Source organism: Caminibacter sp. (assembly GCF_053999135.1).
Map to the genome: position 1 here is coordinate 1 of NZ_JBMXVQ010000069.1, position 19,843 is coordinate 19,843.

The window sequence follows — 19,843 nt, forward strand, 5'->3', positions numbered from 1 at the left end:
CTTAAATCCATTTTTTCTTTTTCAGCCATATAAATATACCCCCTGCTAAACTCAGGTTTATTATCCATACTGCAAGATATCCGTATTTCCATTCCAATTCAGGCATGTATTTAAAATTCATTCCATAATTTCCGACTACGAATGTTAAAGGAAGGAAAATAAGCGAGATAGCAGCTAGGCGCTGCATGGCTTTATTCATTCTGGTAGATAAAATACCCATATGCAGGTTTAGTAAATATCCTGTTCTGTCAAGCAATGTTCTTGATTCGTTTATCAGATATTTTAGATGTTCGTTAAGGTCAATAAATTCATATTTCAGTTTTTTTCTGGTGGTTGGGGGAAATCTGTTATAAGCTCTGTTTATTACATCTTTTTCTTGAATTGTTACTTTTGAAATTCTGTTAAGTGTGCGTCTGGCGTAATAAATATCTTTTTGTAATTCGTCTTCTTCTATATCTTCGTGAAAGATACTGTCTTCTAAATCTTCAAGTGCTTCGTCTATTACGTCTATAATCAAAATAGTGTTATCTATTAAGATATCGGCTATTAAATAAGTTACGTATTCAAATTCCTGATTTTTATATCTTTTTTCAAATTTTCTGGCAAGTTCGGTAATTATTTCTTTTTCTTCGGCTAAAACGAAAAATTTATGTTTTGTAATAATAATAACTACATTACTGTCGTCATAAAGTAAATTTTCTTCTTCGTCAAATTTAATATATTTTAAAATAATAAGTTTAAAATTTTCCGTTTCTTCATAAGTGATAGACTGGTCTTCGCTTTGAATATCTTCTATAAAACTTTCGGGGAATCCGTGGGTTTTTAGCCAATTAATAATATTTTGATTTTTTACGGTTGAAAAGATTATCTGTTTTTGATTTTCTTCTATTTTGATGTCTTGTTTTTTTTCGAGTTTGTCGGTGAAAATAAACATAAAAACCTCCTTTAGGAGGTTGCAGGGGCTAAAAATTTGTGCAAATTTATAGCCTCTACAACCTTTTTGAAATTATAACAAAAAGCGGAAAAAAAATCCGCTTATGAAGGCTGATTTAATTTTATGCTATATTCCCAAATTCCGTGTAAATTACATCCTTCTTTGGCGGTTAAAGTTTTTACACCATCGAGTTTTACTTTAAATGCCGCATATCCCATAGCCTGTCCCGGTTCAAAAACTACTCTGTCTACTAATTGACCGTCTTTGTAAAGTTCGATAAAATCAATCCAGTGACTTTGAGTGCTCGGATGAATAATTCCTTGTTGACCGATTGTAATTTCTACTAAAGTATATCCTTTAGCGTCTGTTGAACCTACTTTGATTTCAGGAGTGTGTTTTAATTCACCTTTTGTAGGTTTTTTAGGGTCTTTAATTTTCATGAGTTTTCTATTGTGTATTTCAGGTCTGTATTTTGAATATACGTCGCAGAATTTGCTTTCTATCTCTCTTGCCATTGCAGGTACGCCTGCTGTTGCGACTATACCTAATATTCCTAATTTTTTTAATGCTTTTCTTCTATCCATTTTTGTCCTTTTAAGATTATTTTTGTCTTATTTTAACGGAAAAAAATTATTATGTCAAATTATTTTGTATAAAATAACTAAAATTATTAGATATGACAGGATGAAAAAAGGAAATGAGTATTTATGAAATTCGATATATGCTTTTGGGTTCTTAAGAAATCTAAGAGCTATTATGTTTGCCAATGAACCGATTAATAAACCGTTTCCTCCTATATCGGTGCCGTAAGCTATTGCTAAATAATTGTTTGAAAAATGACTCATAAATATGGCAGCCGGGACGTTTGAAATAATCTGTGAGAGAATAATGCTTATGTTGAATACATTATAGAAATTCATTTGAATGGAATTCATAAGGTTCTTAACGCTTTCAAGTCGGCTTACCATTTCGAAATCTACAAACATAATTATAAACGTTAAAATAAGAAAATAGTCAAATTTTAAAAAAACGTTTTTATAGTCCGTAAAAAAATAATAGCTTACAATAATAAGCAATGCGTATTTTACAAGGGAGTATTCGAGTGAAAATATAAATATAATAAAAAGGATAATCGATGATATAAAAAGAAACTTATCTGTTTTTTCAGGATTACTTATTTGGATTTGCAGCTTTTTTTTCGGAAAAAAAATCAGGATGAATATAATTAAAAGAATGAATTTCGGAATAAAAACAATACTCATCTTTTCTATAAAATCAATAACGCTTATATCCATCTGTCTAAAAAGAAATATATTTTGAGGATTGCCAAAAGGCGTAAGCTCGCTTCCTACATTTACGGCTATTGCTTCAAATATTACCAGTTTTGTTAGATTGTTTTTTATCTTGTTTGAAAAGGCAAGGGTAAGAGGCACTATTATAAAAAGTGTAATATCGTTTGTTAAAAACATAGATAAAAATGTGCCGAGTAACACAAAAGCAAAAGCTAAAGTCCTTTCGGTTTTGAAATGAGTTACCGTTTTAGCAGCAAATACATCGAAATAATTGGATAATTTAAACGCCGTAGCGATTAGTAAAAGGGCGCTTAAAGCCCTTATTGTTTTCCAGTCGATATATGAATTTATCTGTGTAAGGGTTGGTTTTTGTATAAAAAAAAGAATAAAAAAGAGCAAAAGAAAAATAAAAAAAAGCCACTCTTTTTTTAAAAGATTCATTTTCCTAAAATTTTTATTTTTGACACGTCAACGTTGCAATCGTTTGGAATGTTTTTAGGATTAAGCGCTAAGGATTCATTATTCATTATGACAATTTCATTATTTAATATATGTTTGGCAACTTTTTTGGCACCTTCGAGTGAGTGCATATAACAGCTTCCGCACTGGTAAATATTTGCTTCTGGAATTTCATTTGTCTTTAGAATATTTTGCATAGATTTTCTAAAAGCCTCTATAATTTCTTTATCTTCAGGTTCTCCTATTACGCTCATATAAAATCCTGTCCTGCAACCCATAGGGGAAATATCGATTATTTCATAATTTGGAAGATTGTCTCTCATATATCCCGCAAAAAGATGTTCTAATGTGTGCATGGCTTTTTCATCTATAATTTCAACGTTTGGTTTTGCGAATCTAAGGTCATATACGGTAATAGTATCTCCTTTTGGAGTTTTCATTTTTTTTGCAACTCTAACTCCGGGAGCTGGCATTTTTACATGGTCTACTAAAAAACTGTCAAGCATTGGCATGGTTTTTCCTTTTTTGAAGTAAATTTTAATTAATTTTTATAGCATTTTATCATAAAAATATAGTAAAATTCCATTTCAATCCTCACCTCTCAATCCTTGGACGGGTTGCAGCGTAGCTGTTAACGGGGAGGGAGGCTAAACCCAATCCAGGAAAACAAAATAATTCAAGGAGCAAAAATGGCGTGTAACGTAACAATGAAAGATTTATTAGAGTGCGGTGTTCATTTTGGACATCAAAAAAGAAGATGGAACCCGAAAATGAAAAAATATATTTTCGGTGTAAGAAAAAATATTTATATTATCGACCTTCAAAAAACATTAAGACATCTTAAATATGCATGTAATGTTGTAAGAGATGCGGCGGCTGAAGGAAAGACAATTCTTTTTGTCGGAACAAAAAAACAGGCTGTTGAAGCTATTAAAGAACATGCTGAAAGATGTGGTATGCCGTATGTAAATCACAGATGGCTTGGCGGAATGCTTACAAACTTTCCAACTATTCAAAAATCAATCAGAAAACTTGAAATTATCGAAAAAATGCAAGAAAGCGGTCAGGTAAACCTTTTAACTAAAAAAGAAAGACTAATTCTTGAAAGAAGAAGAGCTAAACTTGAAAAAGTTCTCGGCGGTATCAGACATATGAAAAAACTTCCTGATATGCTTTTTATCATTGATACTGTAAAAGAGAGAATTGCGGTTGCCGAAGCTAACAAACTTGGTATTCCAATTGTAGCGCCTGTTGATACAAACTGTGACCCTGATTTAATCGATTATCCGATTCCAGGAAACGATGATGCAATAAGAAGTGTAAACCTTTTCTGTAAAACAATGGCTGATGCGATTATTGAAGGTAAAGAAATGGCTGAGAGTGCAGCAGAAGAAGCACCTGTAAGCGAAGAAGAAATCGAACAAGAAATTAAAGAAATTAAAGAAGAAGCTGCTGAAGAAGCAAAAAACGAAGAAGAAATCGCTGAAGAAATTAAAGAAATCAAAGCTCAAAAAGAGGAGGCGTAATATGGCAAACATTACAGCGGCAATGGTAAAGGCACTCAGAGAAAAAACAGGTGCCGGGATGATGGATTGTAAAAAAGCACTTGTTGAAGCTGAAGGAAATGAAGAAAAAGCTCTTGAAATTTTAAGAAAAAAAGGGCTTGCAAAAGCGGCTAAAAAAGCTGACAGAAACGCGGCTGAGGGAAGAGTAGAAATCTATATTACTCCTGATTATAAAAAAGGAAGCATGGTTGAAGTAAACTGTGAAACAGATTTTGTTGCAAAAACAGATGAATTTATCGAATTTACAAAAGAAATTGTAAAAACTGTTAATGTAAGCGATATAGCAGATGTGGATTCTTTAATGAAAACACCGTTCGGTGAGGGGACTTTTGAAGAAGAACTTAAAGTAAAAATTGCTAAAATCGGTGAAAATATAGTTGTTAGAAGAATAGCTACAATCAAAGCTCCGGAAAACGGAATTGTTAACGGATACATTCACGCAGGCGGAAAAGTAGGCGTACTTGTAGCGGCTGCCTGTGACAAACCTGAAACCTGCGAAGCTATTAAAGATACGTTAAAAGATATTGCTATGCATATAGCAGCTATGAAGCCTATGTATTTAAATCCTGAAAGCGTTCCGGCTGAGGTAATTGAAAAAGAAAAAGAAATTGCTAAAGCTCAACTTCTAAAAGAAGGGAAACCAGAAAACGTAATTGAAAAAATTATCCCTGGTAAAATCAAAAAATTCTATCAGGAAGTTTGTCTAACAGATCAGGAATATGTAAAAGCTGAGAAAAAAGAAAGCGTAGCAGAAGCTCTTAGCAAAGCTGCAAAAGCGGCAGGTGGAGAAGCAAAACTTGTTGATTTCATCAGATTTGAAGTTGGTGAAGGTCTTGTTAAAAACGCATGCAATATGGCTGATGAGGTAGCGGCGGCTCTTTCTTAAGCCCCGTTTTTTCCTTAAAAAAGGCTCTTATGCTTAAAGCTGAAAATATTAGGCACTCTTTTGATTATTTATTGTTTGAAAACGTTGATTTGGAAATTAAGCCAAAAGATAAAATAGCGATAGTAGGAAGCAGCGGGAGCGGAAAATCCACTCTTCTTCATATACTTTCTTCTTTTTTAAAACCTCAAAGCGGAAATGTTTATTATAAAGATAAAGAGCTTTATTCTTTAAAAGAAAAAGAACTTATTGCTATAAGAAGATATGATTTTGGTATTATTTTTCAGTTTCATTATCTTTTTAATACTTTTACGGCGCTTGAAAATATACAGGCGGCTGCTATTTTAGCCGGTACTGAAATAGATTATTCTCTTTTAGAAAGACTCGGTATAAAGGATGTCATAAATCAGAATGTTCAGACATTAAGCGGCGGACAGCAGCAGAGGGTAAGCGTAGCTAGGGTTCTTACTAAAAAACCGAAAATTATATTTGCCGACGAGCCTACTGGAAATCTGGATAAAGAAAACGCTTTTGAGGTTATTGATGTTTTATTCGAGTATTGCGATAATAATAACGCTTCTTTAATAACGGTAACTCATGATATAGAAATAGCGGCTAAATTTGATAAAATTTATTATCTTAAAGATAAAAGGCTGATGCTTGTGGATAACTGAGTTACTAACTCCCGTTAATACTGTTACTTTTTTATTGCTTTTTATCAGAATTTCCTCTTTTATGAGTTTTTTACCTTTTTTTAATTATATGACGATTCCTTTAAGTGCAAAAGCAGCCTTAGCTTTATGGCTTACCATTTTATTTTATCCTATAACTCCCAAAATAACGTTTGATATAAATTTTTTAAATATTGTTTTGGCTATTTTAAACGAAACGGCTTTTGCTTTTTTTGTGGGAATGGCTTTAAATCTTATTTTTGATATATTGAAATTTGCCGCCGAGCAGATAAGCTTTGTTATGGGATTTACAATGGCAAATATAATAGACCCTAACTTCGGAACGCAGTCGACTATTTTGGCTCAGTTTTTTAACTGGATAGCGATTTTGGTGTTTATATCTTTTGGAGGAGACCATATAGAAATTATGCTTTTAAATAAAATTATGCAGGAGCTGCCTTTTGGAGCTTTTTTCAGTTATGAACATGTATATGAATATTTTTTGGTGTTTATGGGTAAATATTTTCTTTTAGGTGTTGCTCTTGGATTTCCTATTATTGCAATTTCTTTAATGAGCGATATAATATTCGGGATGATTATGAAAACAATGCCTCAGTTTAACCTGTTGGTTGTTGGATTCCCAATTAAGATTTTTGTTTCGTTTCTCGTTTTAATGTCTATTATAGGCAGTATGATGGTTGTGTTTGAAAGAGAGATAAAAACGGCTTTTAACGCTATTTTGTCTTTTTTTACTTAGAAAGCCTGTATGGTTTTGCGTTTTTTGAAAGAGTATAGAAAAAGTTGTTAAATTTTTTTATAAGCTCTTTATCTTTTTCTATAATAAGATATTCATAATTTTTATAAAATGCGCTGTAGGAGTAATTGGCACTGCCGGTAACGATATATTTGTCGTCTATAATGCTTAATTTAACATGCATTTTTGCCCTATTGCCGTTTTTGTATCTTTTTCCGCTTATAAGTTTTATATTTATGTTTTTTATGGTTGCAAGGTTGGGTATTACGCTTCTTTTATATTTTGCTTCTTTTTTATCCGCGACAATATATATCTTAACGCCTTTTTTAGCGGCTTTTTTTAAAGATGTTGATAATTTTTTGTTTGTAAAGCTGTAAATGGCTATTTTTATGGATTTGTGCGCATGAGAATATAAAGATGCAAGTTTCTGTTCGGCTTTTTTACCTTCTTGAGGCATAAAATAGACTTCTTTTGCGAGAATAAATTGGCTTAATAAAATAAGCAGTAGAAATTTTTTCAAAAATCCCCCTTTTTTAATTATAATTATAATAAAAAATACAAGGCGGGGTTATGAAAATATTATTACTTAGCGATAACGCTACCATTCAAAAACTTTTTATGCTCAGTGCGGAAAAAAGAGGAGATGAAGTAGAAGTAGGCGGAAGCGATTTTATACCTGAAGGTAATTATGATTTGGTTTTTGTTGACAAGGAACTTTTAACGGATGATTTGTTATCCACATTAAAATCCACTTTTGTAGAAGCTAAGTTTATTTTGATTTTAAGTAAAAACGACGAAAAACTTCCTGGTTTTGACGACTATCTGATAAAACCTTTTTTACCTACTGATTTGATAGCGTTAATCGAAAAATTTGAAAATCCTTTAGAATCTCCGTCCGAGGATGATATGAGTATAGACGGACTTGACGATTTGGATTTGGAAAATATGGGCGAAACGGATGAGCTTGGAGATTTGGACGAACTTGACGAATTCGGGGATATTGATGATGTTTTTGTTGACGATGATGAGTTGAATACCGAAAGCCTTGATGATGATATAGAAGAGGATTTTGAGATTAACGAGGATGAACTTATGGAAGAGAATAAAAATTTAGAAGCGGAAGATGAGTTAACAGTAGAGCCTTTACCGGAAGAGAGTGAAAAAGAGGAAATAGACGAGGATATAACGTTGGATTTTGACGATGATTTGTTAGGTGATACTAACGAGGAGTTAAAAGAGCCTTCTCAAGAAGAGCATAGCGAAGATGAGAAGCTGGACCTTGATTTGGATTTTGATATGGAAAATGAATTTGAAGAGCCTTCCGAAGCGGAGGAATCTGAAAAACAGGAAGAAACTTCCGACAATGAAGCGCTGGATATAGACTTGGGAGATTTTGAGGAACTTGAATCAAAAGAAGAAAATGTTTTGGAATCCGAAGATGAGGGCGAAGATTTGGATGTTTTGGGAGATATGGAAAATCTTGAAACTGAAGAAGCGGAACTTCCTGAGGAAGAAACGGAATTATCGGAAGAATCTTCTCTTCAAGAGGAGCATAATGAAGAAGATATGTTGGAAGAAGAGCCTTCTATAGAAGAGGAGCTTTTAAAAGAACTTGGTGCTTCACAAGATAGTGAAGAAACAGGTGCGGAAGAAACACCTCAAGAGATTCCTCAGGAAAATGAAAATTTTGAGGAAGAATTAAGCGAACTTGAAAATCTGGATGAAAAAGAGTTGGCAAAAGCTCTCGGTGAAGAGGTTGAAGAAGTTGAAAGTCTTGAAGAGACTGAAAAAACTGCTATTGAAGAAAAAGAACCTGTATCCCAGGAAATAGAAGTTGAAAATCCGAAGACAGAAAATCAAGAACCTAAAGAAATTGTAGAAACTCGAAAATGTGAACCGGGTATTGAAGAAAAAACATTGAGAAATATCTTAAATATTAACTGGGAAGAGCTTAAAAAAGCAAAAGCGAAAGTAACCATTACGATTGATTTTGGAGGATAATATGGAATATATGAAAGTAAACGGAAGCATATTAGTCATATCGGGTCCTAGCGGTAGCGGAAAAACATCTTTGGCAAGAGAAGTTTGTGAAGAACTTGGCAATAAAGCGTATTTTAGTATTTCTACCACAACCCGTCCAAAAAGAGAAGGCGAAGAGGACGGAGTTGATTATTTTTTTGTAAGCAAAGAGGAGTTTTTAGAAGATGTGGAAAAAGGATATTTTCTTGAGTGGGCCGAAGTACACGGAAATTTTTACGGTACAAGTAAAAGACAGATAGATAAAGCGTTAAAAGAAGGAAAGATAGTGTTTTTGGATATAGACGTTCAGGGACACGAAGCGGTTAGGCGGGCGTATCCCGATGTTGTTACGAGCGTTTTTGTAACTACAAAAGATAAAGAAACACTGATTGAGAGACTTAAAAAAAGAGGTACTGAAACCGACGAAACGCTAAAAGTCAGAATGATAAACGCGCTTCATGAGATGAAAAAAATTCCGGAATATGATTATCTTTTAATAAATGATGACTTTAATGTAGCAAAAGAATTTTTAAGAAGCTGTGCTTTAGCCTCATTAATAAAAACAAGTAAGTATGATTTGGAAAATTTTATAGAGCACTGGAAAGGAAAATAATGAAAAAAAGAGTTGCCGATATTTTTAAAGAGCATTTAGGAGAACATCCTCCTATTAATAAACCCAAGCAAAAAGAGTTTGGGCATTATGCCGTTCCTGTTTTTAAATACGCAAAAATGAACAGACAAAACCCTGTGGAATTTGCTAAAAACGTTTGTGAAAAACTTGGAAATTGCGATGAATTTGAAAGTATTGAGCCCTTAAGCGGGTTTGTAAATATTAAACTCAGCGATAAATTTTTGGATGAATTTGCCACTAAAGTATTGGAAGAAAAAGAAAATTTTGCCAAAGGTGAGGGGAAAGAGAAAATACTTCTTGAATATATTTCTGCAAATCCGACAGGACCTCTTCATATAGGTCATGCAAGAGGAGCGATTTTTGGTGATGCCCTTACAAGAATAGGGCGTCATGTTGGTTATGACGTGGTTACGGAATATTATGTAAATGATGCGGGGCGCCAGATTAATCTTTTGGGGCTTTCGGTATATCTTGCCGCACGTGAAATTTTAGGTCTTGGTGTTGAGTGGCCGGATGAATATTACAGAGGAGATTATATAAAAGATTTGGCACGTGAAGCTATTGAAGAATTTGGTAAAGAATATTTTCAAAAACCTGTGCAAATCGTAGAAAATGAAGGTAAAAAAGAAGCTGAATTTGAAGATGAAACCCTCAGTCTTTGGGCAAAAGATAAGATGTTAGAAGAGATAAAAAGCGACATAAAAGCCCTGAACGTTACGCCTTTTGATAACTGGGTCAGTGAGAGAAGTCTTTATAAATACTGGGATGAGGTTAGAGAGATTTTAGAAAAAAACGGGGCCTTATATGAAAAAGACGGAAAAATATGGCTGAAATCAAGTGAATTTAAAGATGAAAAAGACAGAGTCGTAGTAAGGGAAGACGGAAGACCTACTTATTTGGCGGGCGATATTATTTATCACTGGGATAAATTCAAAAGAGGGTACGACAGATATATAAACATCTGGGGAGCGGACCATCACGGATATATTGCAAGGGTAAAGGCCGCTATTAAATTTCTGGGATTTGACCCTGAAAAATTGGAAATTTTGCTATCTCAGATGGTAAAACTTTTAAAAGGCGGCGAACCTTATAAAATGAGCAAAAGGGCCGGTAATTTTATCTTGGTAAGAGATGTGGTTGAAGATGTAGGAGCGGATGCGTTAAGATTTGTATTTTTAACTAAAAAAGCAGACACACATCTTGAATTTGACGTGGACGATTTAAACAGACAAGACGCGAGTAATCCTAGCTACTATGTAAACTACGCACATGCAAGAATCAGAAGTATTTTCAGAAACAAGGGAATCGATTACGAGGATATAAAAAATGTGGAGCTTAAAGGTTTAACTCAGGATGAAAAAGATTTGCTTTTCTTAAGCTTACAGCTTCCTTATGTTTTGGAAGATGCTTTTAGTGCAAGGGAACCTCACAGACTGACAAATTATCTTATCGATTTGGCAAGTGAATTTCATAAGTTTTACAATAAAAATAAGGTTATAGGAAGTGAGAGGGAAAATGAGAGACTAAAAATCTTAGCGGTTGTAGGAAGTATTATAAAACTGGGTCTCAGTCTTCTTGGAATAAACGCTAAGGAGAAAATGTAAGAAGTGAAAAATGAAAAGTTAAAATTAATTTTAAAAGAGTTTTTTAAAGAAGCCGAAGGGATTTGGCTTTTCGGTTCTTATGCGGACGGCACATATAATGAAAACAGTGATATAGATATAGCGGTATTGTTTAAAAATGAAAAATCTCCTTTAGAGGTATTTAAATTAAAAGAAAATTTAGAATATTTTTTAAAAAAGGATGTGGATTTAATAGATATTCAAAATGTAAATACCGTTTTTCAATTTAAAATAGTAACTACCGGAAAAAAAATTATTTCTTCAAAAGCGGCGAATGAATTTGAAAACAGGATATGGTGGAATTATTTAACTCTTCAAGATGACAGGGAAATTTTACTGAAGGATAAAGTTTGGACGAAATTATAATTAATAAAAGTGATTCTATAAAAAGATGTATCAGAAGAATAGAAGAGGATTTTGATGAAGAGTTTGAAAATAATTTTACAAAACAAGATGCGGTTATTTTGAATATTCAAAGAGCAATTCAGCAGGCTATTGATTTGGGTACTTATATAATTAAACAAACCAAATTGGAAATTCCTAAATCAAGTAGGGAAGTATTTGAAATATTGGAAAAAAATAAAATCATTTCAAAAGAATTAAGTAAAAATCTTCAAAAAATGGTTGGGTTTAGAAATTTGGCGCTTCATGAATATGATAATCTTGATTTAAGTATTGTGGAATATATTGTTAGGGAAAGAATTTGGGATTTAATAGAGTTTATAAAGGAAATAAATGAAATCAAAAGCTTTGATTAGCGAATGTATGCTAGGACGCCCCTGCAGGTATGATGGAAAGTCAAAATCGCTTCCAAAAGAGATAATTGAAAAACTGAAAAAAGAGTATGAACTTATTCCTTTTTGTCCGGAAGCTTTTGCTCTTCCAACTCCCCGACCTCCCGCAAGGTTTATTGGAGACAGGATTATTGACATAAACGGAGTGGACAAAACGGATGCGTTTTTAAAAGGTGCAAAAGAAGCTCTTAGAATCTGCAAAGAAAACAATATAAAAATATTTATCGGAAAAGAAAAATCCCCAAGCTGCGGGGTTAAAAAAACCAGCGCTTATATTAACGGGTGTGAATGTAAATGCGATGCCCCGGGTCTTACAAGTAAGCTGTTAAAAGAAGGGGGGATTGAGCTTATCAGTGAGTGGGATTTGTAGAGTCATTTTTTAAATCATTAAAAGCTAAAAAAATCAAACTTCCCAGGATGGTTAATATGCCTATAATAAATAATAAAAATTCCATTATTTTTCCTTTTTTAGTTTTTCTAAAAGTTTTTGTCTTTTATCTTCTTCTTTTTTGATTAAGTATGTTATTAAAATAATGAGTATCACTCCGGATATAAAAAGGATATATGTTAAATGATTTAGAACAAGTTTTTTTTGAGAAAGACCAAATAACATCGCAGCTAAGCCACTGAGAAGAGCTATTAATAAGTTTCTCCAAAATCTAATTTTTTCAATTATTGCATCAATTTCTTTAATTAAGAAATCTTTTTTACTCATCCTCTTAATCTTGCTTTTATCTCATTTAAAAATTTATCCATCTGATATTTTGCCCTGTATTCTTCACTCATTAAATGAATTAAAATATCCCCAAGGTCGATAACGGTCCAGTCGTCGCTTTCGTCAACGCCTAAAAACTCTTCTCCCATAGGTTTTAGTGTTTTTTTGAGATGGTCAAGCAGGGCTTTTGCGTGTTTATCCGCCATAGTTGTAGCTACTATTACATGGTCTACAAAATAATCCGTATTTCTTAAGTCGTAATCTATAATATCAAGAGCTTTTTTTTCATCAAGTAACTCTTTTATTGTTGCAATTCTGTTTTTCACGGTTTAAACTCCTTATTGTTCTAGTTTAATAAATTTGTAAGTTAAAAAAACAAGAACTGATAAAATTAACAATCCGGTAATTATTACATAACTCATTATAAATCCTTTAATTTGTTGATTGATTTGATCAATAAATTGGTAAAAATGACAATCAATATAACCAAAATGACTGAACTTACTGTGAAAATAATTAATTTTGTTTCAGTTAGTTTATCATAATTATACCAAAACACAAAACAACTCTTACATTCATCTTTTCTTGGCACTGACTAAATACGTTCAACAAGAGTGCAAATTTTTTAACACTTCGAAAAAGCTAAAAAGTGCAAACGGGAGAGCCGTTAAAAAAACGACAACTGCTTGTCGTTTTTAGGCTCACACGGCGATGAAAATGTGTAAACTTGCACTTCATACGCCTGTAAAGCTCCCTTCGGGTTAATTGCACTTTTTTTAACGCTTTTTCTCCGTTAAAATTTGCAATTGTTTCACTTTATTTAGTCAGTACCTTTTCTTTCACCCCAAAATAAATGTTTGATTTATTTTGGGGATTGGTATTATTAAAAAGATATGCAAACATTGAGAATAAAGACACTACAAAAGTTAGTTAATAGAAAATTTCTAAATGTTGTAAATTTTTCTTTTTGCTTATCGATTTCTGCCATAAAACTCCTTTATTTCTTTTTGAATTTCTTTTGGCAAATATTTAAAATTACAGTTTCTTATTTCCGTTGAACTTATCGGAATATCGATTTTTAATATTTTTTTTATATTATGCTTTTGAAGCAAATTTTTATCAATTTCACCTCGTGTAGCTACTACGAATTCTATCATATTTTTAAGTTTTTCTATATCTTTCCATTTATCAAGCGTTTTTAGATTGTCGCTGCCTATAATAAAATAGTCGGGTTTAAATTTTTTAACTGTTTCTATTGAATAAACGGGCCTGTTTTGTTTTATTTCCCAGTCGCTTACTTCAATGTTTTTGAAATTTTTAAAAACTTCTTTTAGCCATTTAAGTCTGAGTTCAGGAGGGGCTGAGAATGAGTGTTTAAGAGGGTTTAAATAATTGGGCATTATTATGAGTTTATCGATATCGAGTTCTTTTAAAGCTTTTTTGACGACTTCCACGTGACCTAAATGGACAGGGTCGAAACTGCCCCCAAAAATTGCCTTTTTCACTTACAGCCTTTTTTTTCAAATTGTATTATAATTACGAAAAATTTATAAGGATTAAAAGTGACAAAAAAATTAATAGGGCTTTTTTTTATTTTATTTTTTGGATTTTCTTATGCGGATAATTTTATTCTTTTTAGAGAGATTAATTTATTAATTCATCAAAAAGAGTATCTAAAAGCGTTTATTTTTTTTAGCAATTATCTCTTAGCCGTTGTGGCGGTAATATTTTTGCTTTTAAGCAAATATACGAGATTTATAACGCTTTTTGTAATTTTTATCACCATAGGCATTGAATTAGGTTGTAGAACTCTTTCCGGTTCGGGCTTTGGATATTTGGACGCTTCTTTGATATTACATCAGTACAGTGGGGCCGGAGAAGGGGTTAAAACTTACGGTATTCAGCTTGTTTTGCCGTTTTTAGAAAGTTTTATGTTTGTTGCTTTTATCTATTTTTATACAAAAAAAATGCATTTAAAACATTATGCTTTTGCCGGTCTTGTATTGTCTTTTATTACTTTTACCGTTTCTTATCTGGTGTTAAAAAGTACAAAAGAAAACGTTTCTTATCCGGTGGTATTTAAAGAGCCTTCCATTTTATTATATGCGGCCACCAACAGACTTTATGTCGGGAAAAGAAAAGATGTGAATATCAGTGCCAAAAAGCCTTTTTTTAAGCATATTATCTATATAGTCGATGAAAGCATAAGAGGGGATAAGCTTGGAATTAACGGATTTGATAAAAATACGACGCCTTTTTTAAATGAAGTATCCAAACAGAAAAATTTTTATAATTACGGTATAGCAAGTTCGGGAGGGGTTTGCAGCTGTTATTCAAATTCCATTCTTTTAACGGGGATTCAGTTAAATCAGCTGCCGGATATTAAAAATTTATCCAGGAAAAATCCTATAATTTTTCAATATGCCAAAAAAGCCGGATTTGAAACCTCTTTTTTTGATATGCAAAACACCAGGGAAAATCCCGATAATTTTCTTCAACCGACAGATATTAAAAATTACGTTGATTATGGATTTTTTATTGTGGAGGATTATAAAAAAGTCAAAAGATATCAAAGAGATTTGATAGGGCTTAATAAATTAAAAGATTATATTGATAAGAACAAAAATAGATTTACTTTTACTTATTTCGTAAAACAGGGTTGTCATTTTTCTTATTCGGATAAATATCCTAAAAACAGGGAAATTTTTAAGCCGGTTTTATCTGATGAATTATTTTCGCAGTGGGATTTAAATATGCGTCCTCAGTTTCTAAATTCATATTACAACTGCGTAAACTGGTCTGTTGATGAATTTTTCAAAAATCTTTATAAAGATTTTAACAATAGCGATACGCTTATTATTTATACTTCCGACCATGCCCAGAATTTAATGGAATATATGAATATCAAACAAACGCATTGTATCGAAGCCCCGGCTCCGAGTGTTATGGCAAATGTGCCTTTATTTATGATTAGTATGAATAACAAGCCGATTCCTTTTAAAAAAGAAAATGTAAATAAAGCAAGTCATTTTAATCTTTTCGGGAGTGTTTTATATTTTATGGGATATGGTTTAAAAGATATAAATTTGCTGTATGGGAATACCTTATTTAATAATTTGTCAGGGCAAAAAAGATATTTCACAAGCGGGGATATTTTCGGAAGAGGACCTATGTATAAAAATAAATTTGAAATTAAAAAGTCTCAATAAAATATTCTTACTTTTTGGTAGAATTACTTAAAAATATTTAAAAGGCGATTAATGAAAATAGCCGTAAACGGACTTGGAAGAATTGGAAGAAACGTCGTAAGAGCGCTTTTAAAAAGAAGCGATATCGAACTTGTCGCTATAAATGATATTATGCCAATAGAAGTTGCTTCTTATCTTTTAAAACATGATACGATAAGAGGCAATCTTGAAGAAGTGGAAATTTTGGATGAAAACACTTTAAAAATCGGGCCTCATTTCGTAACATATTCTACAAAAGAAACTCCGTTTGAATGTGATTTCAGTGAAGCGGATGTGGTAATAGAATCTACGGGTAAATTTTTAACGACTGAGCTGGCGAAAGGGCATATAAAAGGCAATGTAAAAAAAGTTATTATTTCAGCTCCCGCAAATGACGATACACCGACATATGTTTTTGGTGTAAATCATCAGGAATACAGAGGCGAAGATATAATCTCAAACGCCTCATGTACTACAAACTGTCTGGCTCCCATTGCCAAAATTTTAGATGAAAGACTTGGAATTGAAAGCGGTTTTATAACTACCGTTCATTCTTATACGATGGACCAAAAACTTCTTGACGCGCCTAATTTAAGAGATATCAGACGCTCACGCGCAGCTGCGAGCAATATTATTCCGACATTTACAGGAGCGGCAAAAGCGATTTATAAAGTTTTGCCTTCGTTAAAAGGAAAACTTGACGGTAGAAGTGTAAGAGTCCCGGTAAATAACGTATCTTTACTTGATTTTGCGGTAGTATTGAAAGAAAATGTCACTCCAAGTGAAATTAATGAGCTTATGGAATTTCATTCTAAAACGGATTTAAGAGGGATTTTGGGAATTGATAAAGATTATTTGGTAAGCAGTGATATTAACGGAAGAAGCGAAAGCGCCGTTGTTGCGTTGGATTTGACTCAGACAAATGGAAAACTTGCAAAAATTTTTGCATGGTATGATAATGAATGGGGATATTCAAACAGACTTCTTGATATGGCTAAATATATTTTAAGCAAGTAATGATATAATTTTGAAAAAAGGAGAGATATGAAATTAAATTCGCCAAAAGACTTGCCTTTAAAAAAGGGAGACAGGGTATTTGTAAGATGTGATTTTAACGTGCCTTTGGATGAATTCGGTAATATTATGGATGACAGAAGAATCAGAATGGCGCTTCCTACTATAAAATATCTTTTAGATAACGAATGTAAAGTGGTTATAGCTTCTCATCTCGGGCGTCCTAAAGGGGAGTTTAACGAAAAATATTCTCTAAAACCGGTTGCCAAAAGACTCTCTCATCTGTTAAAGCAGGATATAATAATGGCAGATGATGTAGTGGGTCCCGATGCTAAAAGTAAAGCCGCCGGGCTTAAAGACGGGGAAATTTTACTTCTTGAAAACGTAAGGTTTGACCCGAGAGAAACCAAAAACGATGAAGGTTTTGCCAAAGAGCTGAGCGAGTTTGGTGAGTTTTATATCAACGACGCTTTTGGGGTATCTCACAGGGCTCACGCAAGTGTTGAGGCTATTACGAGATTTTATGATGAGTGTCACAAAGCGGCGGGATTTTTGCTTTTAAAAGAAATAAACTTTTTTCAAAAACTTCTTGAAAATCCTGTACGTCCTTTTGTAGCCGTTGTCGGAGGAAGTAAAGTCAGCGGGAAATTGCAGGCTCTTATAAATCTGATTCCTAAAGTGGATAAAATGATTATCGGCGGTGGTATGGCTTTTACTTTTTTAAAAGCTATGGGATATAACGTCGGGAATTCTTTGGTGGAAGAAGATTTAATTGATGAAGCTTTAAAAATTATGGCTGAAGCTAAAAGGCTTGGGGTTAAATTTTATCTGCCGGTTGATATTGTAGTGGCGAATAAATTCAGTGAAGATGCAATGGTAAAATATGTAACCTATCAGGAAATTCCGGACGGATGGATGGGACTTGATATAGGACCTGCGAGTGTCAGGCTTTTTGGAGAGGTGCTGTGGGATGCCCAGACTATTTTATGGAACGGTCCGATGGGCGTATATGAAATGGATAAATTTGCCAGGGGGACGTTTAAAATCTCCCATGAAATCGCCAGAAGCCATGGAATTAAAGTTGTCGGCGGAGGAGATACTGCAGATGCGGTTCAAAGAGCGGGGGATGATGAAGAGATGACTTTCATTTCTACCGGAGGAGGAGCTTCACTTGAACTTCTTGAAGGTAAAAAACTGCCGGGGGTTGCGGCTTTGGAAGTGCCTGACGAAGTTAGTTGTATTTAATGAAAGAGTATATAAAAGAGAAGTTTAATTTGTACAGGGAGTATTTGAAATTTTTGTTATTTTTGATATTTGCCATATCATCAGGAGTGGTATGGAATTTATTTAATATTTTTATAAAAAAACAGCCTTTTTATTCCATTGTATTTTCAGTAATTGGAGTTTTGATTTTATTTATTCTTTTATATTTGCTTAAAAAGTTTCATATATATTTGGAAGATTTAACAGAGGAGTTAAAATGAGAGAAATAATAATTTTGATATTTTTAATATTGGTGGGTATAATACTTATTTATCCTTTTTTGTTTGTGATTAAACATAAGGGTGAAAAATGATAGTAGCGGCAAATTTTAAAATGAATAAAACGAGAAAAGAGACAGAAGAATATTTAAAAGAGTTGAAAACTATAGATTTTCAAGACGTAAAAGTTGCCGTTTTCCCTCCTTTTACCGCTTTAATGGAGGATGAATTAATAGGAGCTCAAAATGCCTATCCGGCAAAAAGCGGGGCCTATACGGGTGAGATAGGGCTTGAGCAGTTAGATGAGTTTGGTATAAAAAGAGTACTTTTAGGACACAGCGAAAGACGTCATATCTTAAACGAAACTCAAGAGTTTATAGCAAAAAAGTTCTCTTTTTATAAAGAGTGCGGATTTGAGATTTATTACTGCGTAGGAGAGCCTTTAGAAGTTAGAAAAAAAGGCATAAATGCGGTAATAGAGTATATAAAAACTCAATTTGAAGGTATAGATTTGGAATATGAAAATTTAATTATCGCTTATGAACCCGTATGGGCTATAGGTACGGGCGTTAGTGCCGGGCGTGATGAGATAAAAGAAACTCATCAAAAAATAAGAGAACTGACCAAAAGACCCATTCTTTACGGCGGAAGCGTAAAACTGAACAATATCGGAGAGATTTTAAAAATTCCTAATGTTGACGGAGTGTTGGTGGGAAGTGCGAGTTTAGATGTTGAGGTTTTTAAAGAGATGATAAATAAAGCAAAGGAGATAAAAAAATGATAATGCAAGGCAAAAAAGGACTTATTATGGGTGTTGCGAATAACCGCTCAATTGCTTACGGAATAGCAAAAGCGTGTAAAAATCAGGGTGCGGATATAATTTTGACGTATCAAAATGACAAACTTAAAAAAAGAGTCGAAAAAGTGGCGGACGAGCTTGACGTTAAAAACATATATCCGTTAGATGTAAGCAATCCCGAAGAAATAGAGGCTTTAAAAGAAGCTATTGAAAAAGATTACGGAAAAATCGATTTTCTGGTTCATTCCGTTGCATACGCCCCAAGAGAAGCGCTTGACGGGAAATTTATCGATACTACAAAAGATGCGTTTAATATAGCTATGGAAATAAGCGTTTATTCATTAATAGAAGTGGTTCAAAAATTAGAGCCCGTGCTTAATGACGGAGCGAGTATTTTAACGCTTACTTATCTTGGAAGTCAGAGATATGTGCCTCATTACAATGTGATGGGGGTTGCAAAAGCTGCTTTGGAAGCCAGTGTTAGATATTTGGCGGTTGATTTAGGTGAGAGAAAAATCAGAATAAACGCCCTAAGCGCCGGACCTATAAAAACGCTTGCGGCAAGCGGTATCGGGGATTTTAGCGAAATTTTAAAATATAACGAAAAAAATTCGCCTCTTAGAAAAAACGTAACGATAGAAGAGGTAGGAAACAGCGCTATGTATCTTCTAAGCGACCTCTCAAGCGGTGTGACAGCCGAAATTCATTACGTTGACAGCGGATATAATATTATGGGAATGCCTTTATATGAGAAGTAATACAAAAATTAACCCAAAAAGCACAAAAATCACACAAAACTATTTGATTTTTTTGAAATTTGACGATATAATTGTGAGACAAAAAATAACTTAAAGGAGAGAGAATGCTAAAAAAATTATCTTTAGCAGCATTAGTTGCATTAGGAAGTGTTAGTGTAGCAAGCGCTACTCCATTAACTGATGCTATTAAAAACGTTGATTTAAGCGGAATGTTGAGAATTAGAT

The 19,843-nt window shown here is 33.2% G+C and carries 24 protein-coding genes; 16 read left to right on the forward strand and 8 right to left on the reverse strand.

Going from position 1 to position 19,843, the window contains the following annotated elements; translation table 11 throughout:
• Position 1: 1 nt before the first annotated feature.
• From ACXJH6_RS05305 to luxS, 4 genes are all read right to left on the reverse strand, one after another.
• Positions 2 to 934 carry a magnesium transporter CorA family protein gene (locus ACXJH6_RS05305; RefSeq protein WP_456470717.1) on the reverse strand — a complete coding sequence of 311 codons (933 nt, stop codon included), beginning with the start codon at positions 932 to 934 and terminating at the stop codon, positions 2 to 4.
• A gap of 101 nt (positions 935 to 1,035) precedes the next feature.
• Positions 1,036 to 1,518, reverse strand: coding sequence for a desulfoferrodoxin family protein (locus ACXJH6_RS05310; RefSeq protein ID WP_456470718.1), 483 nt, complete (start codon positions 1,516 to 1,518; stop codon positions 1,036 to 1,038).
• Between the two features lie 54 nt (positions 1,519 to 1,572).
• The gene (locus ACXJH6_RS05315) at positions 1,573 to 2,667 is read right to left on the reverse strand and encodes an SLC13 family permease (RefSeq protein WP_456470719.1); all 1,095 of its coding nucleotides are present in this window, start codon (positions 2,665 to 2,667) and stop codon (positions 1,573 to 1,575) included.
• Positions 2,664 to 3,197: an S-ribosylhomocysteine lyase gene (gene luxS / locus ACXJH6_RS05320; protein ID WP_456470720.1), complete on the reverse strand. Its 534-nt coding sequence runs from the start codon at positions 3,195 to 3,197 to the stop codon at positions 2,664 to 2,666. The genes ACXJH6_RS05315 and luxS overlap by 4 nt, the downstream gene beginning before the upstream one ends.
• Positions 3,198 to 3,374: 177 nt before the next feature.
• Here luxS and rpsB point away from each other — a divergent pair, with 177 nt between their 5' ends.
• The 4 genes from rpsB to fliR are packed head-to-tail and all read left to right on the forward strand — an operon-like array spanning position 3,375 to position 6,561.
• Positions 3,375 to 4,211, forward strand: a complete 837-nt coding sequence (rpsB, locus tag ACXJH6_RS05325) for a 30S ribosomal protein S2 (RefSeq protein WP_456470721.1) — start codon at positions 3,375 to 3,377, stop codon at positions 4,209 to 4,211.
• Between the two features lies 1 nt (position 4,212).
• On the forward strand, positions 4,213 to 5,136 hold the full coding sequence (tsf, locus tag ACXJH6_RS05330; protein ID WP_456470722.1) for a translation elongation factor Ts: 924 nt from the start codon (positions 4,213 to 4,215) through the stop codon (positions 5,134 to 5,136).
• Positions 5,137 to 5,165: 29 nt separating this feature from the next.
• Complete coding sequence (locus ACXJH6_RS05335) at positions 5,166 to 5,807, forward strand: ABC transporter ATP-binding protein (protein WP_456470723.1); 642 nt, start codon at positions 5,166 to 5,168, stop codon at positions 5,805 to 5,807.
• A complete protein-coding gene (gene fliR, locus ACXJH6_RS05340) occupies positions 5,794 to 6,561 on the forward strand; it encodes a flagellar biosynthetic protein FliR (protein WP_456470724.1) in 768 nt (255 codons plus the stop codon). Before ACXJH6_RS05335 ends, fliR begins: the two co-directional genes overlap by 14 nt.
• Here fliR and ACXJH6_RS05345 read toward each other — a convergent pair.
• Positions 6,554 to 7,078, reverse strand: a complete 525-nt coding sequence (locus tag ACXJH6_RS05345; protein ID WP_456470725.1) for a phospholipase D-like domain-containing protein — start codon at positions 7,076 to 7,078, stop codon at positions 6,554 to 6,556. The two genes, fliR and ACXJH6_RS05345, sit on opposite strands and share 8 nt — an antisense overlap.
• A 50-nt stretch (positions 7,079 to 7,128) precedes the next feature.
• On the opposite strand from ACXJH6_RS05345, the gene ACXJH6_RS05350 reads away from it, so the two are divergent.
• Genes ACXJH6_RS05350 through ACXJH6_RS05375 form a run of 6 tightly spaced genes read left to right on the forward strand, consistent with a single transcriptional unit; the run spans position 7,129 to position 11,994 of the window.
• Positions 7,129 to 8,559 carry a hypothetical protein gene (locus ACXJH6_RS05350; RefSeq protein WP_456470726.1) on the forward strand — a complete coding sequence of 477 codons (1,431 nt, stop codon included), beginning with the start codon at positions 7,129 to 7,131 and terminating at the stop codon, positions 8,557 to 8,559.
• Between the two features lies 1 nt (position 8,560).
• On the forward strand, positions 8,561 to 9,190 hold the full coding sequence (gene gmk, locus ACXJH6_RS05355; protein ID WP_456470727.1) for a guanylate kinase: 630 nt from the start codon (positions 8,561 to 8,563) through the stop codon (positions 9,188 to 9,190).
• Positions 9,190 to 10,812 (forward strand): arginine--tRNA ligase, encoded by a 1,623-nt coding sequence (argS, locus tag ACXJH6_RS05360; protein WP_456470728.1) that lies wholly within the window; start codon positions 9,190 to 9,192, stop codon positions 10,810 to 10,812. Before gmk ends, argS begins: the two co-directional genes overlap by 1 nt.
• Before the next feature lie 3 nt (positions 10,813 to 10,815).
• Complete coding sequence (mntA, locus tag ACXJH6_RS05365) at positions 10,816 to 11,196, forward strand: type VII toxin-antitoxin system MntA family adenylyltransferase antitoxin (RefSeq protein WP_456470729.1); 381 nt, start codon at positions 10,816 to 10,818, stop codon at positions 11,194 to 11,196.
• Positions 11,181 to 11,588, forward strand: coding sequence for a type VII toxin-antitoxin system HepT family RNase toxin (hepT, locus tag ACXJH6_RS05370; RefSeq protein ID WP_456470730.1), 408 nt, complete (start codon positions 11,181 to 11,183; stop codon positions 11,586 to 11,588). Before mntA ends, hepT begins: the two co-directional genes overlap by 16 nt.
• Positions 11,566 to 11,994 (forward strand): 2-thiouracil desulfurase family protein, encoded by a 429-nt coding sequence (locus ACXJH6_RS05375; RefSeq protein ID WP_456470731.1) that lies wholly within the window; start codon positions 11,566 to 11,568, stop codon positions 11,992 to 11,994. The genes hepT and ACXJH6_RS05375 overlap by 23 nt, the downstream gene beginning before the upstream one ends.
• An 84-nt stretch (positions 11,995 to 12,078) precedes the next feature.
• Here ACXJH6_RS05375 and ACXJH6_RS05380 read toward each other — a convergent pair whose 3' ends face one another.
• The 3 genes from ACXJH6_RS05380 to nadD all read right to left on the reverse strand — a co-directional run bounded on the left by ACXJH6_RS05380 (position 12,079) and on the right by nadD (position 13,844).
• Positions 12,079 to 12,339 carry a hypothetical protein gene (locus tag ACXJH6_RS05380; RefSeq protein WP_456470732.1) on the reverse strand — a complete coding sequence of 87 codons (261 nt, stop codon included), beginning with the start codon at positions 12,337 to 12,339 and terminating at the stop codon, positions 12,079 to 12,081.
• Positions 12,336 to 12,665 carry a ribosome silencing factor gene (rsfS, locus tag ACXJH6_RS05385; RefSeq protein WP_456470733.1) on the reverse strand — a complete coding sequence of 110 codons (330 nt, stop codon included), beginning with the start codon at positions 12,663 to 12,665 and terminating at the stop codon, positions 12,336 to 12,338. Before rsfS ends, ACXJH6_RS05380 begins: the two co-directional genes overlap by 4 nt.
• Positions 12,666 to 13,310: 645 nt before the next feature.
• Positions 13,311 to 13,844 carry a nicotinate (nicotinamide) nucleotide adenylyltransferase gene (nadD, locus tag ACXJH6_RS05390; protein WP_456470734.1) on the reverse strand — a complete coding sequence of 178 codons (534 nt, stop codon included), beginning with the start codon at positions 13,842 to 13,844 and terminating at the stop codon, positions 13,311 to 13,313.
• A gap of 57 nt (positions 13,845 to 13,901) precedes the next feature.
• Between nadD and ACXJH6_RS05395 the strand changes: the two genes are divergently transcribed.
• The 6 genes from ACXJH6_RS05395 to ACXJH6_RS05420 form a co-directional block, all read left to right on the forward strand.
• Positions 13,902 to 15,548 carry a sulfatase-like hydrolase/transferase gene (locus tag ACXJH6_RS05395; RefSeq protein ID WP_456470735.1) on the forward strand — a complete coding sequence of 549 codons (1,647 nt, stop codon included), beginning with the start codon at positions 13,902 to 13,904 and terminating at the stop codon, positions 15,546 to 15,548.
• Between the two features lie 51 nt (positions 15,549 to 15,599).
• Positions 15,600 to 16,583, forward strand: a complete 984-nt coding sequence (gene gap / locus ACXJH6_RS05400; protein ID WP_456470736.1) for a type I glyceraldehyde-3-phosphate dehydrogenase — start codon at positions 15,600 to 15,602, stop codon at positions 16,581 to 16,583.
• Positions 16,584 to 16,610: 27 nt separating this feature from the next.
• Positions 16,611 to 17,825, forward strand: coding sequence for a phosphoglycerate kinase (locus ACXJH6_RS05405; RefSeq protein WP_456470737.1), 1,215 nt, complete (start codon positions 16,611 to 16,613; stop codon positions 17,823 to 17,825).
• A 327-nt stretch (positions 17,826 to 18,152) separates the two neighbouring features.
• Positions 18,153 to 18,842 carry a triose-phosphate isomerase gene (locus tag ACXJH6_RS05410; RefSeq protein ID WP_456470738.1) on the forward strand — a complete coding sequence of 230 codons (690 nt, stop codon included), beginning with the start codon at positions 18,153 to 18,155 and terminating at the stop codon, positions 18,840 to 18,842.
• Positions 18,839 to 19,618, forward strand: a complete 780-nt coding sequence (gene fabI / locus ACXJH6_RS05415) for an enoyl-ACP reductase FabI (protein ID WP_456470739.1) — start codon at positions 18,839 to 18,841, stop codon at positions 19,616 to 19,618. The genes ACXJH6_RS05410 and fabI overlap by 4 nt, the downstream gene beginning before the upstream one ends.
• 104 nt (positions 19,619 to 19,722) lie before the next feature.
• Positions 19,723 to 19,843 (forward strand): major outer membrane protein (locus tag ACXJH6_RS05420; protein WP_456470740.1); only part of this gene is annotated, 121 nt, incomplete at its 3' end.